Origin of the sequence: Anaerovibrio lipolyticus (assembly GCF_021531495.1) — a bacterium.
Taxonomy (GTDB): domain Bacteria; phylum Bacillota; class Negativicutes; order Selenomonadales; family Selenomonadaceae; genus Anaerovibrio.
In genome coordinates this window covers 16188-34160 of sequence record NZ_JADYTY010000024.1, presented here as the reverse complement: position 1 = coordinate 34160, position 17973 = coordinate 16188, and the positions used below count along the sequence as shown (strand labels likewise).

The 17973-nt window shown below is 40.8% G+C and carries 13 protein-coding genes and 1 pseudogene; 4 read left to right on the top strand and 10 right to left on the bottom strand.

Annotated elements, in window-relative coordinates:
* Positions 1-209: 209 nt before the first annotated feature.
* Positions 210-1172 carry a 6-phosphofructokinase gene (gene pfkA / locus I6E26_RS08520; protein ID WP_235321427.1) on the bottom strand — a complete coding sequence of 321 codons (963 nt, stop codon included), beginning with the start codon at positions 1170-1172 and terminating at the stop codon, positions 210-212.
* 184 nt (positions 1173-1356) lie between these two features.
* Between pfkA and I6E26_RS08515 the strand changes: the two genes are divergently transcribed.
* Positions 1357-2529, top strand: coding sequence for a phosphoribosylaminoimidazolecarboxamide formyltransferase (locus I6E26_RS08515; protein WP_235321426.1), 1173 nt, complete (start codon positions 1357-1359; stop codon positions 2527-2529).
* 69 nt (positions 2530-2598) lie between these two features.
* On the opposite strand, the gene I6E26_RS08510 is transcribed toward I6E26_RS08515, so the two are convergent.
* The 6 genes and pseudogenes from I6E26_RS08510 to I6E26_RS08485 form a co-directional block, all read right to left on the bottom strand.
* Entirely contained in the window at positions 2599-4617 is a 2019-nt protein-coding gene (locus tag I6E26_RS08510) for an AlwI family type II restriction endonuclease (RefSeq protein WP_235321425.1), read from the bottom strand.
* Positions 4618-4635: 18 nt separating this feature from the next.
* Entirely contained in the window at positions 4636-6768 is a 2133-nt protein-coding gene (locus I6E26_RS08505) for a Dam family site-specific DNA-(adenine-N6)-methyltransferase (protein ID WP_235321424.1), read from the bottom strand.
* A gap of 185 nt (positions 6769-6953) precedes the next feature.
* Positions 6954-7781, bottom strand: a pseudogene (rarD, locus tag I6E26_RS08500) (EamA family transporter RarD); the annotation flags it as partial.
* 224 nt (positions 7782-8005) lie between these two features.
* Positions 8006-8509, bottom strand: coding sequence for a DUF4446 family protein (locus I6E26_RS08495; protein ID WP_235321423.1), 504 nt, complete (start codon positions 8507-8509; stop codon positions 8006-8008).
* 39 nt (positions 8510-8548) lie between these two features.
* On the bottom strand, positions 8549-9550 hold the full coding sequence (locus I6E26_RS08490) for a ParB/RepB/Spo0J family partition protein (RefSeq protein WP_235321422.1): 1002 nt from the start codon (positions 9548-9550) through the stop codon (positions 8549-8551).
* Positions 9543-10310, bottom strand: coding sequence for a ParA family protein (locus I6E26_RS08485; protein WP_328228056.1), 768 nt, complete (start codon positions 10308-10310; stop codon positions 9543-9545). Before I6E26_RS08485 ends, I6E26_RS08490 begins: the two co-directional genes overlap by 8 nt.
* A 209-nt stretch (positions 10311-10519) precedes the next feature.
* On the opposite strand from I6E26_RS08485, the gene I6E26_RS08480 reads away from it, so the two are divergent.
* From I6E26_RS08480 to I6E26_RS08470, 3 genes are all read left to right on the top strand, one after another.
* Entirely contained in the window at positions 10520-10960 is a 441-nt protein-coding gene (locus tag I6E26_RS08480; RefSeq protein ID WP_235321420.1) for an Rrf2 family transcriptional regulator, read from the top strand.
* 130 nt (positions 10961-11090) lie between these two features.
* Entirely contained in the window at positions 11091-11423 is a 333-nt protein-coding gene (locus I6E26_RS08475; protein ID WP_235321419.1) for a heat-shock protein Hsp90, read from the top strand.
* Positions 11424-12949: 1526 nt separating this feature from the next.
* Positions 12950-14443 (top strand): L-fucose/L-arabinose isomerase family protein, encoded by a 1494-nt coding sequence (locus I6E26_RS08470; protein WP_235321418.1) that lies wholly within the window; start codon positions 12950-12952, stop codon positions 14441-14443.
* A gap of 157 nt (positions 14444-14600) precedes the next feature.
* Here I6E26_RS08470 and I6E26_RS08465 read toward each other — a convergent pair whose 3' ends face one another.
* Genes I6E26_RS08465 through I6E26_RS08455 form a run of 3 tightly spaced genes read right to left on the bottom strand, consistent with a single transcriptional unit; the run spans position 14601 to position 17815 of the window.
* Positions 14601-15284, bottom strand: a complete 684-nt coding sequence (locus I6E26_RS08465; RefSeq protein ID WP_235321417.1) for an Rpn family recombination-promoting nuclease/putative transposase — start codon at positions 15282-15284, stop codon at positions 14601-14603.
* The gene (locus I6E26_RS08460; RefSeq protein ID WP_328228055.1) at positions 15268-16140 is read right to left on the bottom strand and encodes a diacylglycerol/lipid kinase family protein; all 873 of its coding nucleotides are present in this window, start codon (positions 16138-16140) and stop codon (positions 15268-15270) included. The genes I6E26_RS08465 and I6E26_RS08460 overlap by 17 nt, the downstream gene beginning before the upstream one ends.
* Positions 16141-16159: 19 nt before the next feature.
* Complete coding sequence (locus I6E26_RS08455) at positions 16160-17815, bottom strand: putative polysaccharide biosynthesis protein (RefSeq protein ID WP_235321416.1); 1656 nt, start codon at positions 17813-17815, stop codon at positions 16160-16162.
* Positions 17816-17973: the final 158 nt, after the last annotated feature.

Sequence of the window (17973 nt, the reverse complement as noted above, 5' to 3'; positions counted from 1 at the left end):
TCACATACGCTCGACAAAAAAGTTTTATGCAAATTACGAACAGATGTGAAATGTTCTGTGCATAGTTGTCCTAATACATCAGGATTGGGTTACGCGATTTTTATTTTTTTAAAAGTTGTAAAGTGCTGATAGCGAAAGTGAGGAGCTGTTTTAAGTAAAGCAAAAAATGGCTGTCGCCGAAGCGACAGCCATTTTTATATGGTGTTTTATTATACCAGCATATCTGCCAGTTCAATGTACTCAGGGTCCAGAGGCTTTTTGTTGGTAATAGCATCATGAAGATTGATAGCTACTACCTTGCCCTTGTTGAAACCAAAGACAACATTAGTCTGACCTGCCATCAATGCCAAAGCAGCCTTTTCACCCAGCTGACTGGCTTTTACACGGTCCTGTACGGATGGAGAACCACCACGCTGAATATGGCCAAGTACAGATACCCGGACATCCATCTGAGTCTTTTCTTCGATATATTTACCGATATCTACACCGCTGCCTACACCCTCAGCAACTACTACCAGGGAATAACGACGGCCATTGTTGTAAGAAGTTACCAGATTGTCGCAAACCTTATCCAGATCAAACTCACGCTCAGGAATCAGTACAACCTCAGCACCACCAGCAATACCTGCCAGAGTTGCCAGCCAGCCACAGCGGCGGCCCATAACCTCTACTACAGCAATACGGCTGTGAGCAGAAGCAGTATCACGAAGCTTGTTGATAGCGTCGATAATAGTATTGGCAGCAGTATCGCAACCGATGGTGTAATCAGTGCCCCATACATCATTATCAATGGTACCAGGCAGACCAACAATAGGTACACCAGTCTCAGCACTCAGCTTGCTGGCACCTCTCAGGCTGCCGTCACCGCCAATGATAACCAAGCCCTCAATGCCATATTTCTTCATGTTCTCATAAGCCTGCATACGGCCTTCTGGAGTTGTGAAGCGCTTGCAGCGAGCTGTACCCAAAAAAGTACCGCCACGCTGAAGAATATCAGATACACTACGGGAGCTGAGCTCCTCTATATGTTCATCCAAAAGACCACGGTATCCATCGTAGATACCGAATACCTTACCGCCTTCATACAATACAGTACGAACTACGGCACGTGCAGCTGCGTTCATGCCTGGGCTATCGCCGCCACTGGTTAAAACACCGATGTTTCTAATCATGTAATACACTCCCTCTGGGTTGACAAAATATTGGCTAAATGATAAATTGAAATTGATGATTGAAGGATAAATTTCATCATCATCATTTACACTCTTATAGCATTATAAATCATTTTGTCAAATAAATAAAGGGTAATCAGTGATTTATATGCTTTAGAATTTTATGTTATAAAGGAGATTTCACATGAAAGAATTAGAGTTGAAGTATGGTTGCAACCCGAATCAGAAACCGGCCCGTGTTTTCATGAAGGAAGGTGAGCTTCCTTTTACCGTACTTAATGGTAAACCTGGTTATATCAATCTCTTGGATGCCATGAACAGCTGGCAGCTGGTTCAGGAGTTGAAGGAGGCCACTGGCCTGCCTGCCGCAGCATCCTTCAAGCATGTTAGTCCTGCCGGTGCAGCAGTGGCAGCACCTCTTTCCGACCTTTTGCAGAAGGTATATTTTGTAGAGGGTGTTGAATTATCTCCTATTGCTACTGCCTATATTAGAGCTCGTGGCGCTGACCGTATGTCCTCCTATGGTGATTTTGTAGCTTTATCTGATGAGTGTGATGCTCAGACAGCTTCTTTCCTGGCTCGTGAGGTTTCTGATGGTATTATTGCACCATCCTATTCTCCAGAGGCTTTGGAGATTCTCAAGGGCAAGCGCAAGGGCACCTATCTGGTATTGCAGATGGACAAGGCCTATGAGCCTGCTGAGCTGGAGCAGAAGGAAGTATTCGGCATTACCTTTGAGCAGAAGCGGAACACTGTAAAGCTGGATGAGGAATGCCTGAAGGACATTCCTACTCAGAATAAGGTTATTGATGAGGCAGCCAAGAGAGATTTGCTTATTTCCTTGATTACCTTGAAGTACACTCAGTCCAACTCTGTGTGCTATGCCAAGGACGGTCAGGCTATTGGTATAGGTGCTGGACAGCAGTCCCGTGTACATTGTACTCGTCTGGCTGGTAACAAGGCTGATGTATGGCATCTGCGCCAGCATCCAAAAGTTTTGGCACTGCCATTCAAGGCTGAGGTGCGTCGTCCTGATAGAGATAATGCTATTGATGTATATATTTCTGAGGAGTGGGAGGACCTGCTGGAGACTGATGATTGGAAGCGGGTATTTACTGAGAAGCCTGAGCCTCTCACCAGAGAGGAAAAGAAGGAATACCTGAAGGGCATTACCGGCGTATCCCTGGGATCCGATGCATTCTTCCCATTTGGTGACAATGTAGAGCGTGCTCACAAGAGCGGCGTAAGCTATATTGCTCAGTCTGGCGGTTCCATTCGTGATGATAATGTTATCGAAACTGCCGATAAGTACAATATTGCTATGGCCTTTACCCATATCAGATTGTTCCATCATTAATAGGGCATAAAAAGAGGACTGTTCCCTTTCGTAATTATTTTTGTAGTACGGAAGGCGCAGTCCTTTTTATTATTTTACGTTATGTGATGAAATCTCATATGCACCATATTTGTCAGCTTCTTTTACAATATTGGCTTCGTACCATTCCTTAGGAGCGCCATCTTTCTGATAGGCAATGTCCAACATGTGATATATCTGTGGATATTTTACCCTAAATTTCAGAAGGGTTTTTAGCTCACTGGTCTGTATAGGCAGGATTTTCATGCCTTCTATGCAATTTGTGCCAGAGCTGTTATAGTAAAATGCACTTTTTCTAGCTCTGAAATCTGAAATAACATTATGATTGAGAAGTGTGGTTATAAAAATACAATATGCTTCAATATTGGGATGGGCTAAGAGATATTCACCTAGATGTCTTGATACAGGCTCCATTTCCATTCTTCGTTGATTACTGCCATCTGCCAGAGTAGCTTCAAGAAGAAGTGTATGTTTAGGATAATCAATAGTCTGGTCATATTGCCACACAATATCTGCTTCACCACCACCAGCATGGGTTTTTGGTAACAAATCTGCTTCAAGGGAAAGGTTCATATATTCAAGTACTTTGCCTTTACGTTCACTGATTATATACCATATGATTCCAAGGATATATTCAAATATGGTAGGAATATCTGCATTGTCAGTTACCAAATTTCGAATTTCTTCGTCATTTCGATTTTCAAAATGATAAAGTAGGCTGATAAGTGTGGATGTATCAAATTTTTCATCAATTAGTTTATTGAATCTCGTGTAGCGTTCATCATTAATGATTTCATGAGCCATATCACTGCTGGATATGGTTATTCCTAATTTTTGTCCAAGTCTGTGGTAAAGCATGGCCTTATCTACATCGAAAAAGCTGGCAATATCTTTTAGGGGGATATTCTGTGGTAGTTCCTCTGAGGCAGAAAAGGCTATAGACAGAATGTGGTCTGCTATCATTTCTACATAGCATTGGGGAATAATATCTAGTTTTACCATACTATCTTCAAACAAAACAATATCTGTTATTTTAAAGTATCGCCTATTAAGGTCAAAATAATCAGATAGGGTAGCCTTTGCTTTGAACAAATGCATTATTTTAAAGAATTCTTCTTTGAAATGCTCCTGAGTTTTGGCTTGCAAAATAGGAACATTATGCAGTACATTCAAGCCGTTGCGTTTGATGACACTTCTGGCAGTGCTATTAAAGAAATATTTTCGCCAAGCACCACCAATTTTACTATTGGTAAGTTTCTTAGTGGCTAGGTATAATTCTAGAGCTAGATTTTCTTTCTCAAATACTATTTTATTTAAAATGGAATAAAGTTCATAATATGGTTTGTCATATTTTGGACTTTTTCTATTAATACCTATATGGCAAATTAATTCCTCTGTTAATACTCCTGATTTTAGTTGTTCTAAGGCAGTTTGATAATTATCCATTTTCATAAGCACAGTAAGGATGATATTTTCATAATCATTATGACCTGTATTTCTGGATTTTTTTATAGCCTCTACAATCATATTGGTGGTATTTTTATCCACACACAGTGGCAACAAGTAGGTAAATTCATCATAGGTTAAATATTCTAATTTATTAATTACATAAAGAAAAATCACAAATGGACGTACAACATTCTGGCCAACTTTGTTGGAAGTTTTTAACAATTGTTTTAAATATAAATAACTGTCTTGGGAAATTTCAAGAAAATTATTAGAGGAGAAGCTATTAGCTTCAGTCATGGCTAATAGCTCTAGTCCTGCTGGTGTTAGGTTGCGCTCATCATCTAGTAGACCAATATCTCGCAAACCAGATGTTTTTTCTCTAGCATCCTTATCCGGTCTGGCAGCCTGTCCCCTGACAAAATTGTTTTCTCTAAGAAATTCATAATATTTACGTTGCAGCTCATTATTGTTTTTCCAAGGGGTAGCTATATTTTCTTTGGTATTTTTAAATTGATACATAAGCTGTAATTGCTTTTCAATGCTCATGTTAAAATTATCTGTACGATAGCTTGTTGTACCAATGGACCAGCAATAACTTTGAAATTTGATTTCTTCTTTCATGAAATGTGGCTCCTATTGTTAATAGTTCAAAACAAGAATTTCCTTGGTTATACCATGATTCTTTTTATGGTAATTAGAATTTTTGTAATCGTAATTTAGATGTATAACTCGATATTTTTCATGTTGATTAAGCCAATTAGATAATATTTCATTTCTTGTGCCTTTACTTTCTAATACATTAGAGAGGGCAAAGCGAATACCTTTACTATCTAATTTTTCTAAATAACACAATAAATCCCGCTCATCCTTTTCTGTCCAACCGGATTTCTCATTATAGGTGGCACAGGTTATTAAATAAGGAGGATCTACATAGAAAAAACTTTTATTAGTATAATCATCTAAATTTATATTTCTAAAATCCTCATTTGTAAATTTATAATCACTGTTTTTTATTCGGTCGATGAAATCAAACAATTTTGATTGCATTTTTTTATTAAAATCTCGCTTACCTACAGGCAAATTAAATTTTCCTTTACCATTGAATCTTAATTGATTGTTAAAGGAATAGACAATGAGCAAATACAGCATGAGAAAGTATTCCGCATCCATATTTTCTTTTGCGTTAAAGGTTTCCCTTAGTTGATTGAAGCCTTTTTTATTGTATTCGCCCAATCCCGTGGAACTTTCACAGTGATAAAATTCGTAGCCATTTTTGCTAACAAGGGAAAGATGATATTTTTCAATGGTAGCATATATCCAGTTAATAATATGTTCCTTGGGAGTAGTTCTTAGTACATTTAAAAGTCCCATTAGATATTTGTTATTATCATTGAATAGCACTTTGTTGCAGTCTAGATTGATACCTACGTTACAGCCACCGCAAAATAAATCCACTGCTTGGTCAACATCAGTAGGGAAAAAAGGCAATATTTGTGGTAGTAATTTGTATTTTCCGCCAGTGTAGTTGAGAGCAGAAGGAATAATAGCTTTTTTATTAGGGTGGCATATGCATAAAAATAATCTTTCCTGATGAGATTTTATATTTGATTTTCCAGCGGAAAAGGCTTTATATTCCTCAGAAAAAACCTTGACAGTTCCTTTTTTTTGCAAAATCCGTAATATATCATCATCACTTATTTTTGCATTAGAGCGATCATTTCCTTTAGTTGCCATATTATTGTAGGATAGCAATATGTATTTGGCATTGAGAGCGGAAATCAAATTTTCAAAGGCAGAGGTGGCACTTTGGGTACAGTAAGCACTTTTTAAACTACTTCGGTCCATTTTTTTTGCCACACCAAAAACATCAGGTTGTTCCCATTTTGCTACATTTTCTAGCAAATGATAGGCATCACAATATTGTCTAGAATTATATGGGGGATCTATGTATACTAAATCTGCCGATATCTGTTCAGCCAGCTGATTTGTGTCCATATTATAGCAAATATTATTTTCATTTAGGGCTTCTTCTGGTTCTGGAACGTATAGCTCTAAGTGTTTTTCAAATGTTGCTCCTCGTCTATAGGCATCATAGTGTCCGCAGGTGTTGGCGATTTTATCCATGGCATAAAGTAAGGAGGTAATAAGCAAGGCTCTCTCGCGTTTGTTTATTTCACAGTTGTAGTATTTATCTTCTATGTCTTGTCTTATATAACCTATTTTTCTGCAATCATTCAGAGAAAAATAAGTATCGGCAAAGTTATTGCTCATATAGTTATCTGTGAGAACTTGAACATTGTTATATTGAGAAATTAGATCAACGATTTTAGATTTAGAATATGTTTCACTGCTAAACCATGCTAAATGGCATATGTAGTTGCTGTACATAATGTCATTAGTAATGATTTTTTTATTGGTAAAGGCAGATGCTACAGCCCCGGTGCCTGCAAATATATCTGCTACTGTTGATATATTTTTGCATTCTTTTTTTACAACATCAGTAATAAAGGGTAAAAGTTTATACTTGTTACCCAAATATCTTCGGTTGTTTATTTTTATAGATTTATAAGGCTGTCTAATTTCTGCCTCAACAATTTTCTTTGGTTTATTTTTTTGTATATAATCTAAAATTTGCTGGAAGTTTTTATCATTCCATATAATCTTGCCATTATGGCTGGTTTCCAAATTTATCTCAATATTATCTTTTAGGTAATACAGATAGGATCTGGAAATATCTAATTTTTTTGCAAATTGTGTTGCAGAATATACCATGTCTCTCTCCCTGTCTTATGCAACATATTTTATTTTTTATTGGACATTTTTACGATATAATTATAGCACTTTTATATATATGTTTCCATAAATAAAGTAATTTTAATAAAAAAATGGATGCTAAAATGACTGCAATTCTTGAGATTATAGAAAATATCAAAAATGGCAGTCATTTTTTTAGTTGTTTAAATATGTCGGCTTTCGGCGTAGGTGAAAAGGGCTATGGCGGCCCAGATAAAACTAAAGGTTATAAGCTGAACCAGGCCAAAGCTTTCATGGAAGAAAAAGATGCCTAGGAACAGTGCAATGGTAGGGCTGATATACTGTATAAAGCCCAGTACGTTTAGGGGTAGGGAATTGGCTCCATAGGTGAATAATATCAGCGGAAAAGCTGTAATAATCCCTGTGCCAGCCAAATACAGGATGAGCTGTGGTGTAAGATGGCTGGTAGAGGTGGCAGTTAAATAGCCAAGATAGGGCAGGGCTATAGGTATCATGAGCAGGGTTTCCAGGGTAATACTGGATAAAGGATTTAGATTAAGCTGTTTTTTCAAAGCTCCATAGGCAGAAAAGGTAGTAGCCAGTACCACAGCTACCCAAGGTAGGGTACCTAGCTGCCAGGTCATCAGCAATATGCCTGTAAAGGCCAGGGCAATGCTAAGGCATTTCAGCTTGGACAGCTTTTCATTAAAAATCACAACTCCTAAAAGAACACTCATTAAAGGATTGATATAATAGCCTAAACTGGTGTCCAAGACATGATTGTGGTTGACCGCCCAGATATAGGTTAGCCAGTTAATGCTGATAATTGAGGCAGCGGCTAATAAGAGCAGACTGCGTTTTTTTTCCTGCCATAAATCCCGACAATCCTGTAAAAAACCTCGCCAACGCTTCATAACTGCCAAGATAAGCAGCATAAAAAACAATGACCAGCAAATGCGGTTGGTGAGAATTTCATCTGCTCCTACTGGAGATAAAAGATTCCAATATAATGGCAGAATACCCCAGATAAAGCAGCTGGTTAATTAGGCTAGAATGCCATTTTTTTCACTAATAGCGGCAGCTTGCGCTTTTGCCATAAGGGACACCTCCAAATATATTTTTTGTAACTCATATGCACAATACGCTACACTGTTTAAGGTATTTTGTCAAGATTACAAATAATTGTTCAGAAAAGTCGTTTTGCAGACAAAAAATGCCGTTCCATGGGATAGAACGGCATAATCGTATATATTTTTTATTTAGCCATGGCTTGTCGGAGGGCGTCTTCCTCTTCGGAGGTCATAGGATAGGTGGAAGTCCCATTGACAATAGGCTTGGCATAGCTACGGGAATCCTCCCGAGCAAAAATACTGGACAAAACAACACCATTGTTGTGGGAATCCAGCATGGCTACAGCGTAGCTCAAATCACTGCCCATATCCTCAAAGGCCCGGAATCTGACGATAGCTACCTTGGTGAGAGCCTTGGACAGCAACTCCTTAATAGCTTTATTTTCCTCCCAGAGCTTGGCATTTTCATCAGCCACAGCCTTGGTGCTATCAATACAGCCAATCATCATGCGTTCAAGATTAGCTCCATCCACGCCAGTCATCATTTTTTTGTATCTTTTTTTCATATAATTAAGATTATAGAAAAGATGAATTAGCAATAAGTACATTACAATAACCAAAATGCCCAGGATACCTACCATGTAGCTGAGGTTATTGATAATAAAATTCATAATATCCGTATTTGCCATGAAAAAAATTCGCTCCTTAGTGTAAATAGTGTATATGTTTTATACAGTTAATTTGCCAGTAGTAGAAAATTGGCGCAGCTTGGACAGTTTTTCCTCTGGTGTTAGTTCGGCAGGTCTGGTCATATTTTGGCTTTGTTCTAAAAGCTGTAAGAGATGCTGCAGTTCATCCTGAGAGGAAAAATCAATTTCCAGCAGCTGTTTTTTTCCTTTGTTTTTGATGCGTACTGGAGTGCCTAATAACATTTTCAGCTTATCCTCAGCCTCTTGCAAAAATACATCCAGCTGAGGGGCTGGCTTTTCCTGTTTTTCCTCTGCTAGATAAGCAGGGTTCTTTTGCAGCTGCTTGACCAGGGCTTCTACACGACGGGCAGAAAGCTCATTGGCTATGATATAATCAGCAGCTTGATTTTGCAGTTCTTCATATTCCAGTCCCAGCAGAGGACGAGCCTGTCCCATGGAAATACTTCCTTGAGTCAGCAGCTCCTGTACATGGTCAGACAGCTTTAGGAGGCGCAGAAAATTAGCAATATGAGAGCGGCTGCGGCCAACTTTGTGGGACAGCAGCTCCTGTGTCAAGCCATAGTCCGCTAAAAGATGCTGATAGGCTTTGGCTTCTTCAATAGCATTGAGATTCTCACGCTGGATGTTCTCAATCAAGGCTACCTCGCTCATCTGGGCATCATTGTATTCTCTCACAAGGGCAGGAATGGTTTTCAGACCTGCCTGAGTAGCAGCTCGGAAGCGTCGCTCGCCAGCAATGAGTTCATACCCTTTGACAGTTTTGCGCACCAAAATAGGCTGAAGAACTCCATATTGGGTAATGGATTCCTGAAGGGTTTTGAGCGCCTCTGGATCAAATTCCTGTCGAGGCTGACCAGGATTGGCGGTAATTTTGTTGATATCTAACTCTTGTACTGGCAGACCTTCAAGCTTGGCTTCCTGCTGGGGTTTTGCCTTGGCAATAGCAGTCTTGGGTTTGTTAATAGCACCTAGACCAAAGGCACCTAAGCCCTTGCCTAGACCACCTATTTTTTTACTCATGGCCTGCAACCTCCTTGGCAAGAGCTTCATAGGCCAAAGCACCCTTGGAGGTAGCAGCATAGGCAAAGATTGGCTGACCATAGGATGGGGCCTCACTTAGCCGCACTGTACGAGGGATTTTTGTTTCGTATACCTGATTTGGAAAATGATTGCGAACCTCAGCTTCTACCTGCTGGGATAGATTAGTACGGGAATCGAACATGGTCATAACAAGACCTTCAATATAGAGCTGAGAATTGTACTGTTCCTGAACCATTTCAATGGTAGACATAAGCTGGCTAAGTCCCTCCAAAGCATAAAATTCACACTGGAGAGGCAGTAGTACCGAGTTCGCCGCTGTTAGGGCATTTAGGGTAATATGGCCCAAGGATGGTGGGCAGTCAATAATGATATAGTCATAGATGCCTCGAATAGGAGTAATGGCTTTTTGCAGGCGATAAAGCTTGTCCTCTGCTTCCACCAGTTCCACCTCTGCACCTGCTAAATCCATAACAGAGGGAACCAGATCCAAATCAAAATCAGTATGAATGATAATATCTCCCAGATTGGCCTGGCCTACTAAAACATCATAGACGCTTTGTTCTAAAGAATTCTTATCAATGCCTAAACCGCTGGTGGCATTACCCTGAGGATCACAGTCTATAAGGAGAACTCGTCGTCCTAGCAGAGCCAAACCGGCACTGAGATTTACGGCTGTTGTAGTTTTGCCTACACCGCCTTTTTGGTTGGCTACAGCAATTATTTTTCCCAATATATTCACCACTTTCTTTTATGAATAGGATTTTTACGGATTTTCTTTTCTATTGTATCATTAATAGCTGAATTTTTCGATATTTTATTGTAAAAATCACGATTTTCTTTGTGAAAATGTTCCACGTGAAACAAGAAAAATAGCTAATATATTTGTAATCCGTATATGATATAATGTAGGTGAAAATGATTATTGTGAGAGAGGAAAGGTGGCAGAAAATGCAGATATCTAGTAGATTTACTTTGGCAGTGCATATATTGACCTGCATTGCCGTTATAAAGGATACGAAGGTAACAAGTAATTTTTTGGCTAGCAGTACCAATACAAATCCGGTGATTGTGCGTAAAATCCTGGGGCAGCTGAAAAATGTTGGCTTGGTAGAGGTGGTTAGAGGCACCGGTGGAGCATTCCTAGCCAAGCCACCAGAGGAGATTAGCTTCTTGGATATTTATAAAGCGGTAGAATGTGTAGAGAGAGGGGAACTCTTTCATTTTCACGAAAATCCTAACGAAAAATGTCCTATTGGCCGTAATATACACAATGTATTGGATGATAAGTTAGAGCAGGTTCAACGAGCTATGGAAAGGGAGCTGGCTTCTATTTCCATGGCCGATGTACAGGGAGAGATTACTAAGTGTATTAATATACAGGGGAAATAATTTTTGCTAGTTAAATATTATTTTTAGTTGTAACTGTTGACATTGCAATTGAGTGGTGCTACAATTTTAATTGTAATAATAATAGTTACAACAAATTGTAGTAAGATTTTGCAGAGGAGGACATATTATTATGACTAAGGCAGATATTATACAGCAGGTAAAAAATTTGATTGCAGCTCCTAGCTGTTACGCGGGATTGAAGGAAAAGGCTGAGGCGTATCTGGCAGCTCAGAATCCGGAAACTGTGGCAGCATTGGTGAATGAACTGAAGGCCGATGTGCAGAGCATTGATGAGGTATTGCCTTTCTTTGGTTCTGAGGATGCCAAGAAATTCTTTGGGCCAGAGGTTGCTGAACAGCTTCTTCAGAAAGCAAAAGAGGTTAAGGCCAATGGGGGAGATACCTGCTTCTGCGAGGCTTGTACGGCAGGTAAAGCTATTCTTGACCATAAGGAGCTGTTGTAAGCTTTTTATGTGTATGCGATTGGCTGAGCAAAATTTGATGATAGGGACTGTCTGCGTTAGGCGGTCCTTTTTTGTGTGCAAATTCTGATTTGTAGGGTTAAGTAATTTTTATAAAATATAGTTTTGACTACAAGCAAAACATTTGTTATAATTCATATATTGTGGGATTATGCCCACAGAGCGGACGCAGTATGAAAATACTGTTATCAATGATACAAATGATGGTCGCCCTGCAAATAAGTAAATGTTCTGCCTAGCAGTTTTGTTTACAGGGAGATGATAGCATGAAAAATGTTATCTGTAGAGGTTTCGATAATAGTGTTCCCAGAAAAGGGAAGCGCCTGTGATACGGCATTAGCTGTAGCAATATACGCCCTTATACCATTGGTTGCTCTTGTAGTAATCATGGTAATGGCAATATTACTGCGACTGACAATTACAGGCGAACTGTCGCTGATTTTACTAAATTAGTGTAATTGTCGCATATCGACCGACATCTTATAAAAACGAAAAAAGCTGTCCTTGCCGGGACAGCTTCCTCGTAAGATGTTGTGACCATCAGTGTTACCAGCACTGTTTGACGGTCGAATTTTAGTAAACCTAAAAACATGTAGTGGCGACCATCATTGTGGTTCGCTCTTTTTTTATACCCTCATTTTAGCTCACATAAACATCTTAGTCAAGTTCTGATTTGTAGAGCCAACGACTTATTTGCATAATGGCATACATATACTCTTTACTGAGGCATGGCATATACCCTTACAGGCACGCTCTCGCTACTTTTCTCGCCTAGCGGTACTAAAGCTCTCATGAGGCAATTTATTTATACACTTTCTGTAGGCATGGCATATACCCTTACAGGCACGCTCGCGCTATATTGATGTGCCTCACGCTGCTAAACTCATTTAATCACATGAAAAGCTTCACGATGTTCACCTTTTCATGGCTTAAATTCGTTAAGAAGCGAGGCACATCGATATACCTGTTAAGGGTATATGTCATGCCTTCTACTTTGTGTATTCATCGCAACTTCCTGCTTTGGCACTGTTTGAAATGACCGATTTTTTACGAAGGTAGCAGAATTATCGAAGATTGGCAATACCGATAAGCCTTGATGATTCGACAACAGCCGGAGGGGCATGACACTTTTGCGTCGGGAGACTCCTGCTTTTGCGTAGCAAAAGTGGCCCGGTGGCACTCTCTATCATTACGGCCTCTGTGAATTGGCTCAGCGACAAGCGGTATTACTGCGTAAGGATAAACCATCAGATAGGGCCATTAAGTCGGACAGAGCAAAAGTCGTTATGACCGCAGGCTGTATTTCGAGAATCCACTGACATAACGACTTTCAGTTACAATATTTGAGTAGATAGGCAATTCGGCAAATCAGAATTTGCAAAAATAATATTGACAACCACTCACAGCTGTGCTATTCTAAATCCATCAGTTGCGTGCACGTGAACACGCAACACAAAGACCTACTGGGGTGTAGGTGCAAATTGTGTATCAAAAAAGGAGAGTTCATCATGTCTATTACCAACATTCCAAATGTAAAATGCGGTATTATTTCTGTAAGCCGTGACTGCTTTATTATTTCCCTTTCTGAAAACCGTCGCAAGGCCATTGTAGAAAGCTACAGTAAAAAATATGGTGATTTGTACGAAGTAAAAAAGACCATTGAAAATGAATGCGACATGCTGGAGGCTGTAAAAGAAGCCAAGGATGCTGGCTGCAACGCTCTAGTAGTATTCTTGGGAAACTTTGGCCCAGAAACTCCAGAAACTCTGGTGGCTAAAGAATTTGACGGCCCTGTTATGTATGTAGCTGCCGCTGAGGAAACCGGCAAAAACCTGATTAACGGCCGTGGCGATGCTTATTGTGGCGTGTTGAACTGCTCCTACAATCTAGGCCTTAGACATCTCAAGGCATTTATTCCAGAATATCCTGTTGGCACCGCTGACGAAATTGCCGACATGATTGCTGAATTTCAGCCGGTAGCACGTACTTTGCTAGGTCTGCAGGGCCTCAAAATCATCACCTTTGGCCCTCGTCCACAGGATTTCTTCGCCTGCAATGCTCCTATTGCACCCCTTTATGACATTGGGGTAGAAATTGAGGAAAACTCCGAGCTGGATTTACTGGTTTCCTACAAAGAACATCAGGATGATCCACGTATCAAGGATATTGTAGAGGACATGGCCAAGGAGCTTGGCACTGAGGGCAACCCTTACCCAGATTTATTGCCACGTATGGCTCAGTATGAACTGACTCTCCTGGATTGGATGGAAGCTCACAAAGGTGCCCGCAAATATGTAGCCTTTGCTAATAAGTGCTGGCCAGCCTTCCCAAGCCAGTTCGGCTTTGAGCCTTGCTATGTAAATAGCCGTCTCGTTTCCAGAGGCATTCCTGTTGCCTGTGAGGTAGATATCTATGGTGCGCTTTCTGAATACATGGGCATCTGCATTTCCGGTGACACTGTTACCCTGCTGGATATCAACAATTCCGTACCAAAGGATATGTTTGAAAAGCATATCAAGGGTATCAAAAACTACACCGTTGAAGACACCTTCATGGGCTTCCACTGTGGCAACACTCCTCTGTGCAAGCTGAAGAAAGGTGGCGTAAAGTATCAGCTGATTCAGAACCGTCTGCTGGAAAATGGCGGTACTCCTGATATTACCCGTGGCACCCTGGAGGGCGATATAGATGCAGGTGAAATTACCTTCTATCGTCTCCAGAGCACTGCTGATGGCAAACTTCGTGCTTATATTGCCGAGGGTGAGGTACTGCCTGTTGCTACTGGATCCTTTGGTGGCATTGGCGTATTCGCTATCCCAGAGATGGGCCGTTTCTACCGTCATGTATTGATTGAGAAACGCTATCCACATCATGGTGCTGTAGCCTTTGGTCACTATGGCAAGGTAATCTTTGATGTTCTCCGCCAGTTAGGCGTAGAGGATATTGCATTCAACCAGCCAAAGGGTATGCTTTATGCTTCTGAAAACCCTTTTGTTGATTAAATAAATCTTCCCCTCGTTATAACCCTTGCGTTATAACTACCATTTTCCCTTATACTGTAAGCTAAGAGAACGGCTCCCCCAGAGTCGTTCTTTTAGTTTGCAAAAACTGAACCTAGGCACCAAAAAAGAGCTGCTCCCTAAGGAACAGCTCAAAATTCTACACCAGTGCAGAGCGATATTTATTCAGCAAATAATCACAGTAAGTTTTGTCGCGAATAGCCTTGGTTACATCATCATTTAGTCCCTTGGCTAAAAGCAAGGCATAGAGCTTATTAATCGTCTCAATTCCGTATTTCTTTCCAATTTCTTTGCCAATTTCCCTACCCCGGGATTCGCCTCGGGATTCGACTCTATCCAATACCTCACACATATCCAATCCCTCCATTTTATCTAAGTCTGTAGAATATACTTCCATATAACGCTTATCATTGGTCAATACTGACATCAGCTTCAACAATCCGTCTGCATGACGAATTTTTTGTTTATTAGGTTGATATTCTTTCTTATTACAAATCTGTACAAAATAATCAGCGATGATTCTAAAATCACTAACAAATTTTCCTACCTGCTTGTAGGTTAATCTAGGCACATCTATTACATTGATTTTGTAATCACTAACAAATGCCCTCAATCGGGGAGGAATATCCAACGCATCATACAAACAGAGTGGCTTTTTCCAGGGTGTTTTGCCAAAATACAAAACCAAGGTTATGATAGGATAACGCTTATTCTTGACTCTGCGCTTCTGCCCTGTAATCTGACATGTTTGAAGCTCATCCTGATTCATTTCATCGCGATAGGCTGAACCATCATTGCCTATCGTGTTAATAAAACAGCTCAATAGCCTGAGGGACGGTTTCGATTTTCAAAGGCAGTTCTGGACCTATTTCTCCGTCCAAATCACTAACCAGCTCTGTGTCACAGCTTACCTCGTAGGTGGAAGCCTGACGGTAAATAACCTCCTTGCGGCCTGTTACATCCTTACCAGCCAAAAGCTCCGCCGTAATGGTCATAAGCTCTGCAATATTACACTGCTTCATCAAAAGCAAATCCAGCTTGCCATCCTGCACACTGGCCTGTGTTACAGCATTCTTAAAGCTGGCTACTACACTGCTATTTACGATCAAAAACAAGAATGCCTTTTCGTGAATTTCCTCTCCATCTGCCTTGATAACCATATCCAGTGCCTTAAACTGGGGCAGGGTTTTCAGCCCTTGCACATAATAAGCCAGCTTACCGAAGGTATTTTTCAAGCGGGTATCAACCTCATGGGCAATGGAAGTAACCATCCCAGCACTTACCACATTAATGAAATATTTCTCTCCCACCTTGCCCAAATCCACAGGCATGGTTTTGCCCTGAGCTATCCTATCAAAATAATCCTCTGTATCCAACCGCATATAGGTAGCAAAATCATTAGATGTACCACTGCCAATAATTCCCACTGGCAGCTTCAGCTGTTCCTTCATTACCAGATTCACAATCTCATGAACTGTGCCATCTCCTCCAGCAGCAATAATCCCCTCAGGATCAGCCTCTCGGATAAACTCTGCCAAATCTGCATTCTCCGGGGTAGTACGATATGGAATCACCATACAGCCTCTGGACTGCAGCTTTTCAATAATGCTATCTAGATTGCTTTTAAATTTAGCCTTGCCAGATACTGGATTATACACCAACACTATTTTTTTCATCATACAGTCATCCCCTTCTCTATCAATCATTTTCTACCGTTTTGAATACACCAATTTTCCGCAGGAATCTAATGCTATAGCTGCCAATCATAGGAATGCGGGCAATATCCTCCTCCAGCATACCACCAATCATCAGCAATACCACCAGATACACCAGACAACCCACTGGCACAGAACCAAAGGTAGAAAGTACGTTGCTGCCCAGTTGAGCCATAGTCCAGTCATAGAACCCGTATACAGACACCGCCATAATTGCTGCTGCAAACACGGTTTTCATAAGCTGTAAAACCTCAATACGATAACCAATATAGCGATGAATAAAATACATATTGATAATGGCTGCCACACCCATATCCGCCGCTGTAGCCCAGGCTGCACCCATAATGCCAAGGTAAGGAATAGCAGTCAGACTCCAATTCAAAGCCACCTTGAAGCCAGCAGCAATAATCATATTAATCATAGGTATAGATGGATGTCCTAACCCCTGCAGCACCGCAGTAGATACCTGATGTAGTCCCAATAAAACAATGCTGACAGAGGACACCAATACTGCAGGACCAGCTCCTGGTGCGTTGTAAATCAAGGTAGAAATAGGCGTTGCCAGCACAAAGACAATAACAAAGGCTGGGAAGCAGACAAAATTAGAAATGCGCACTCCGGAAGCAGTCTGACTAAAAACCAGCTTCTTATCCCCCAAGGCTCTTGCCTTGGAAATAGCCGGCACCAAGCTTACTGCCAGAGAAGCTGTCAAGATAGTAGCCAGATTTACCAATGGCACCGCCATACCAGTTAAATAACCAAACAGCTCAGTAGCCTCGTTGACACTATAGCCTGCTACCTCCAACCGCTGAGGCACAATGGCCAAATCCAGATTGGATACTACTGGCAGCATAATGCTGGCAGCAGAAACCGGCAGGGACAAAGCAAAAATTCTCTTGATAATGGTCCAAGTAGAGGACTGCTCCCCCTCAGACAAAGGCTTAATATCAGAACCATATTCCGCCTTAATATCCTTTTCCAGCTTCCAATGGAAATACACCAGCACCAACAAACCTGTTACTGCACCAGCAAAAGCACCTAAACTTGCACCAGCCGCTGCAAAATCCAAGCCCCAAGGCAGAAACAGACTGGCGAAGAGGATCATGGTAATAACCCGGAAAATCTGCTCTACAATCTGAGACACAGCCGTTGGCGTCATACGCTGCCAGCCCTGGAGATAACCTCTGGAGCTAGCCAGCAAAGTTACAAAGAAAATAGCCGGTGCCAAGGCCACTACAGACCAATAGGCACGAGGATCACGAATAAAATGCCAGTCAATAAGCCATTGCGCCCCAAAGTAGGTCAAGGCTGTAAAAATCAAGCCAGTTACCAGCATCAAGGACATGGATATTTTGAAAATCCGCTTAGCACCAAATATATCCTTTAGGGCTACCCGTTCTGCCGTAATGATAGAAATAGCTACTGGCACACCAGCCGTAGATACACTAAGGGCAAAAAAATAGATGGGAAAGGCCATCTGATAAAGACCAATACCCTCGCCCCCCAGAATTCTGGAAACAAAAATCCAATTCAGAGAGCCAATAACCTTTACCACCACACCAGCCACCGTAAGTATCAACGTACCCTTTAAAAAGGATTCTCCCTTGCTGGATTTCTTCTGTTCATTATTGTCGTTCATTGAAAGCTCCACCGCCTTTTCGGTCCAATCTGCAATATGCTCAATAGTAGATATATAAGCACCTGGTTATTTGCAAATCACGCCTAATCTAGCTATAATTATCTATAAGTGGTGTAAATTTACACACCACACCAATTTACATTATAACAGCAAAATTA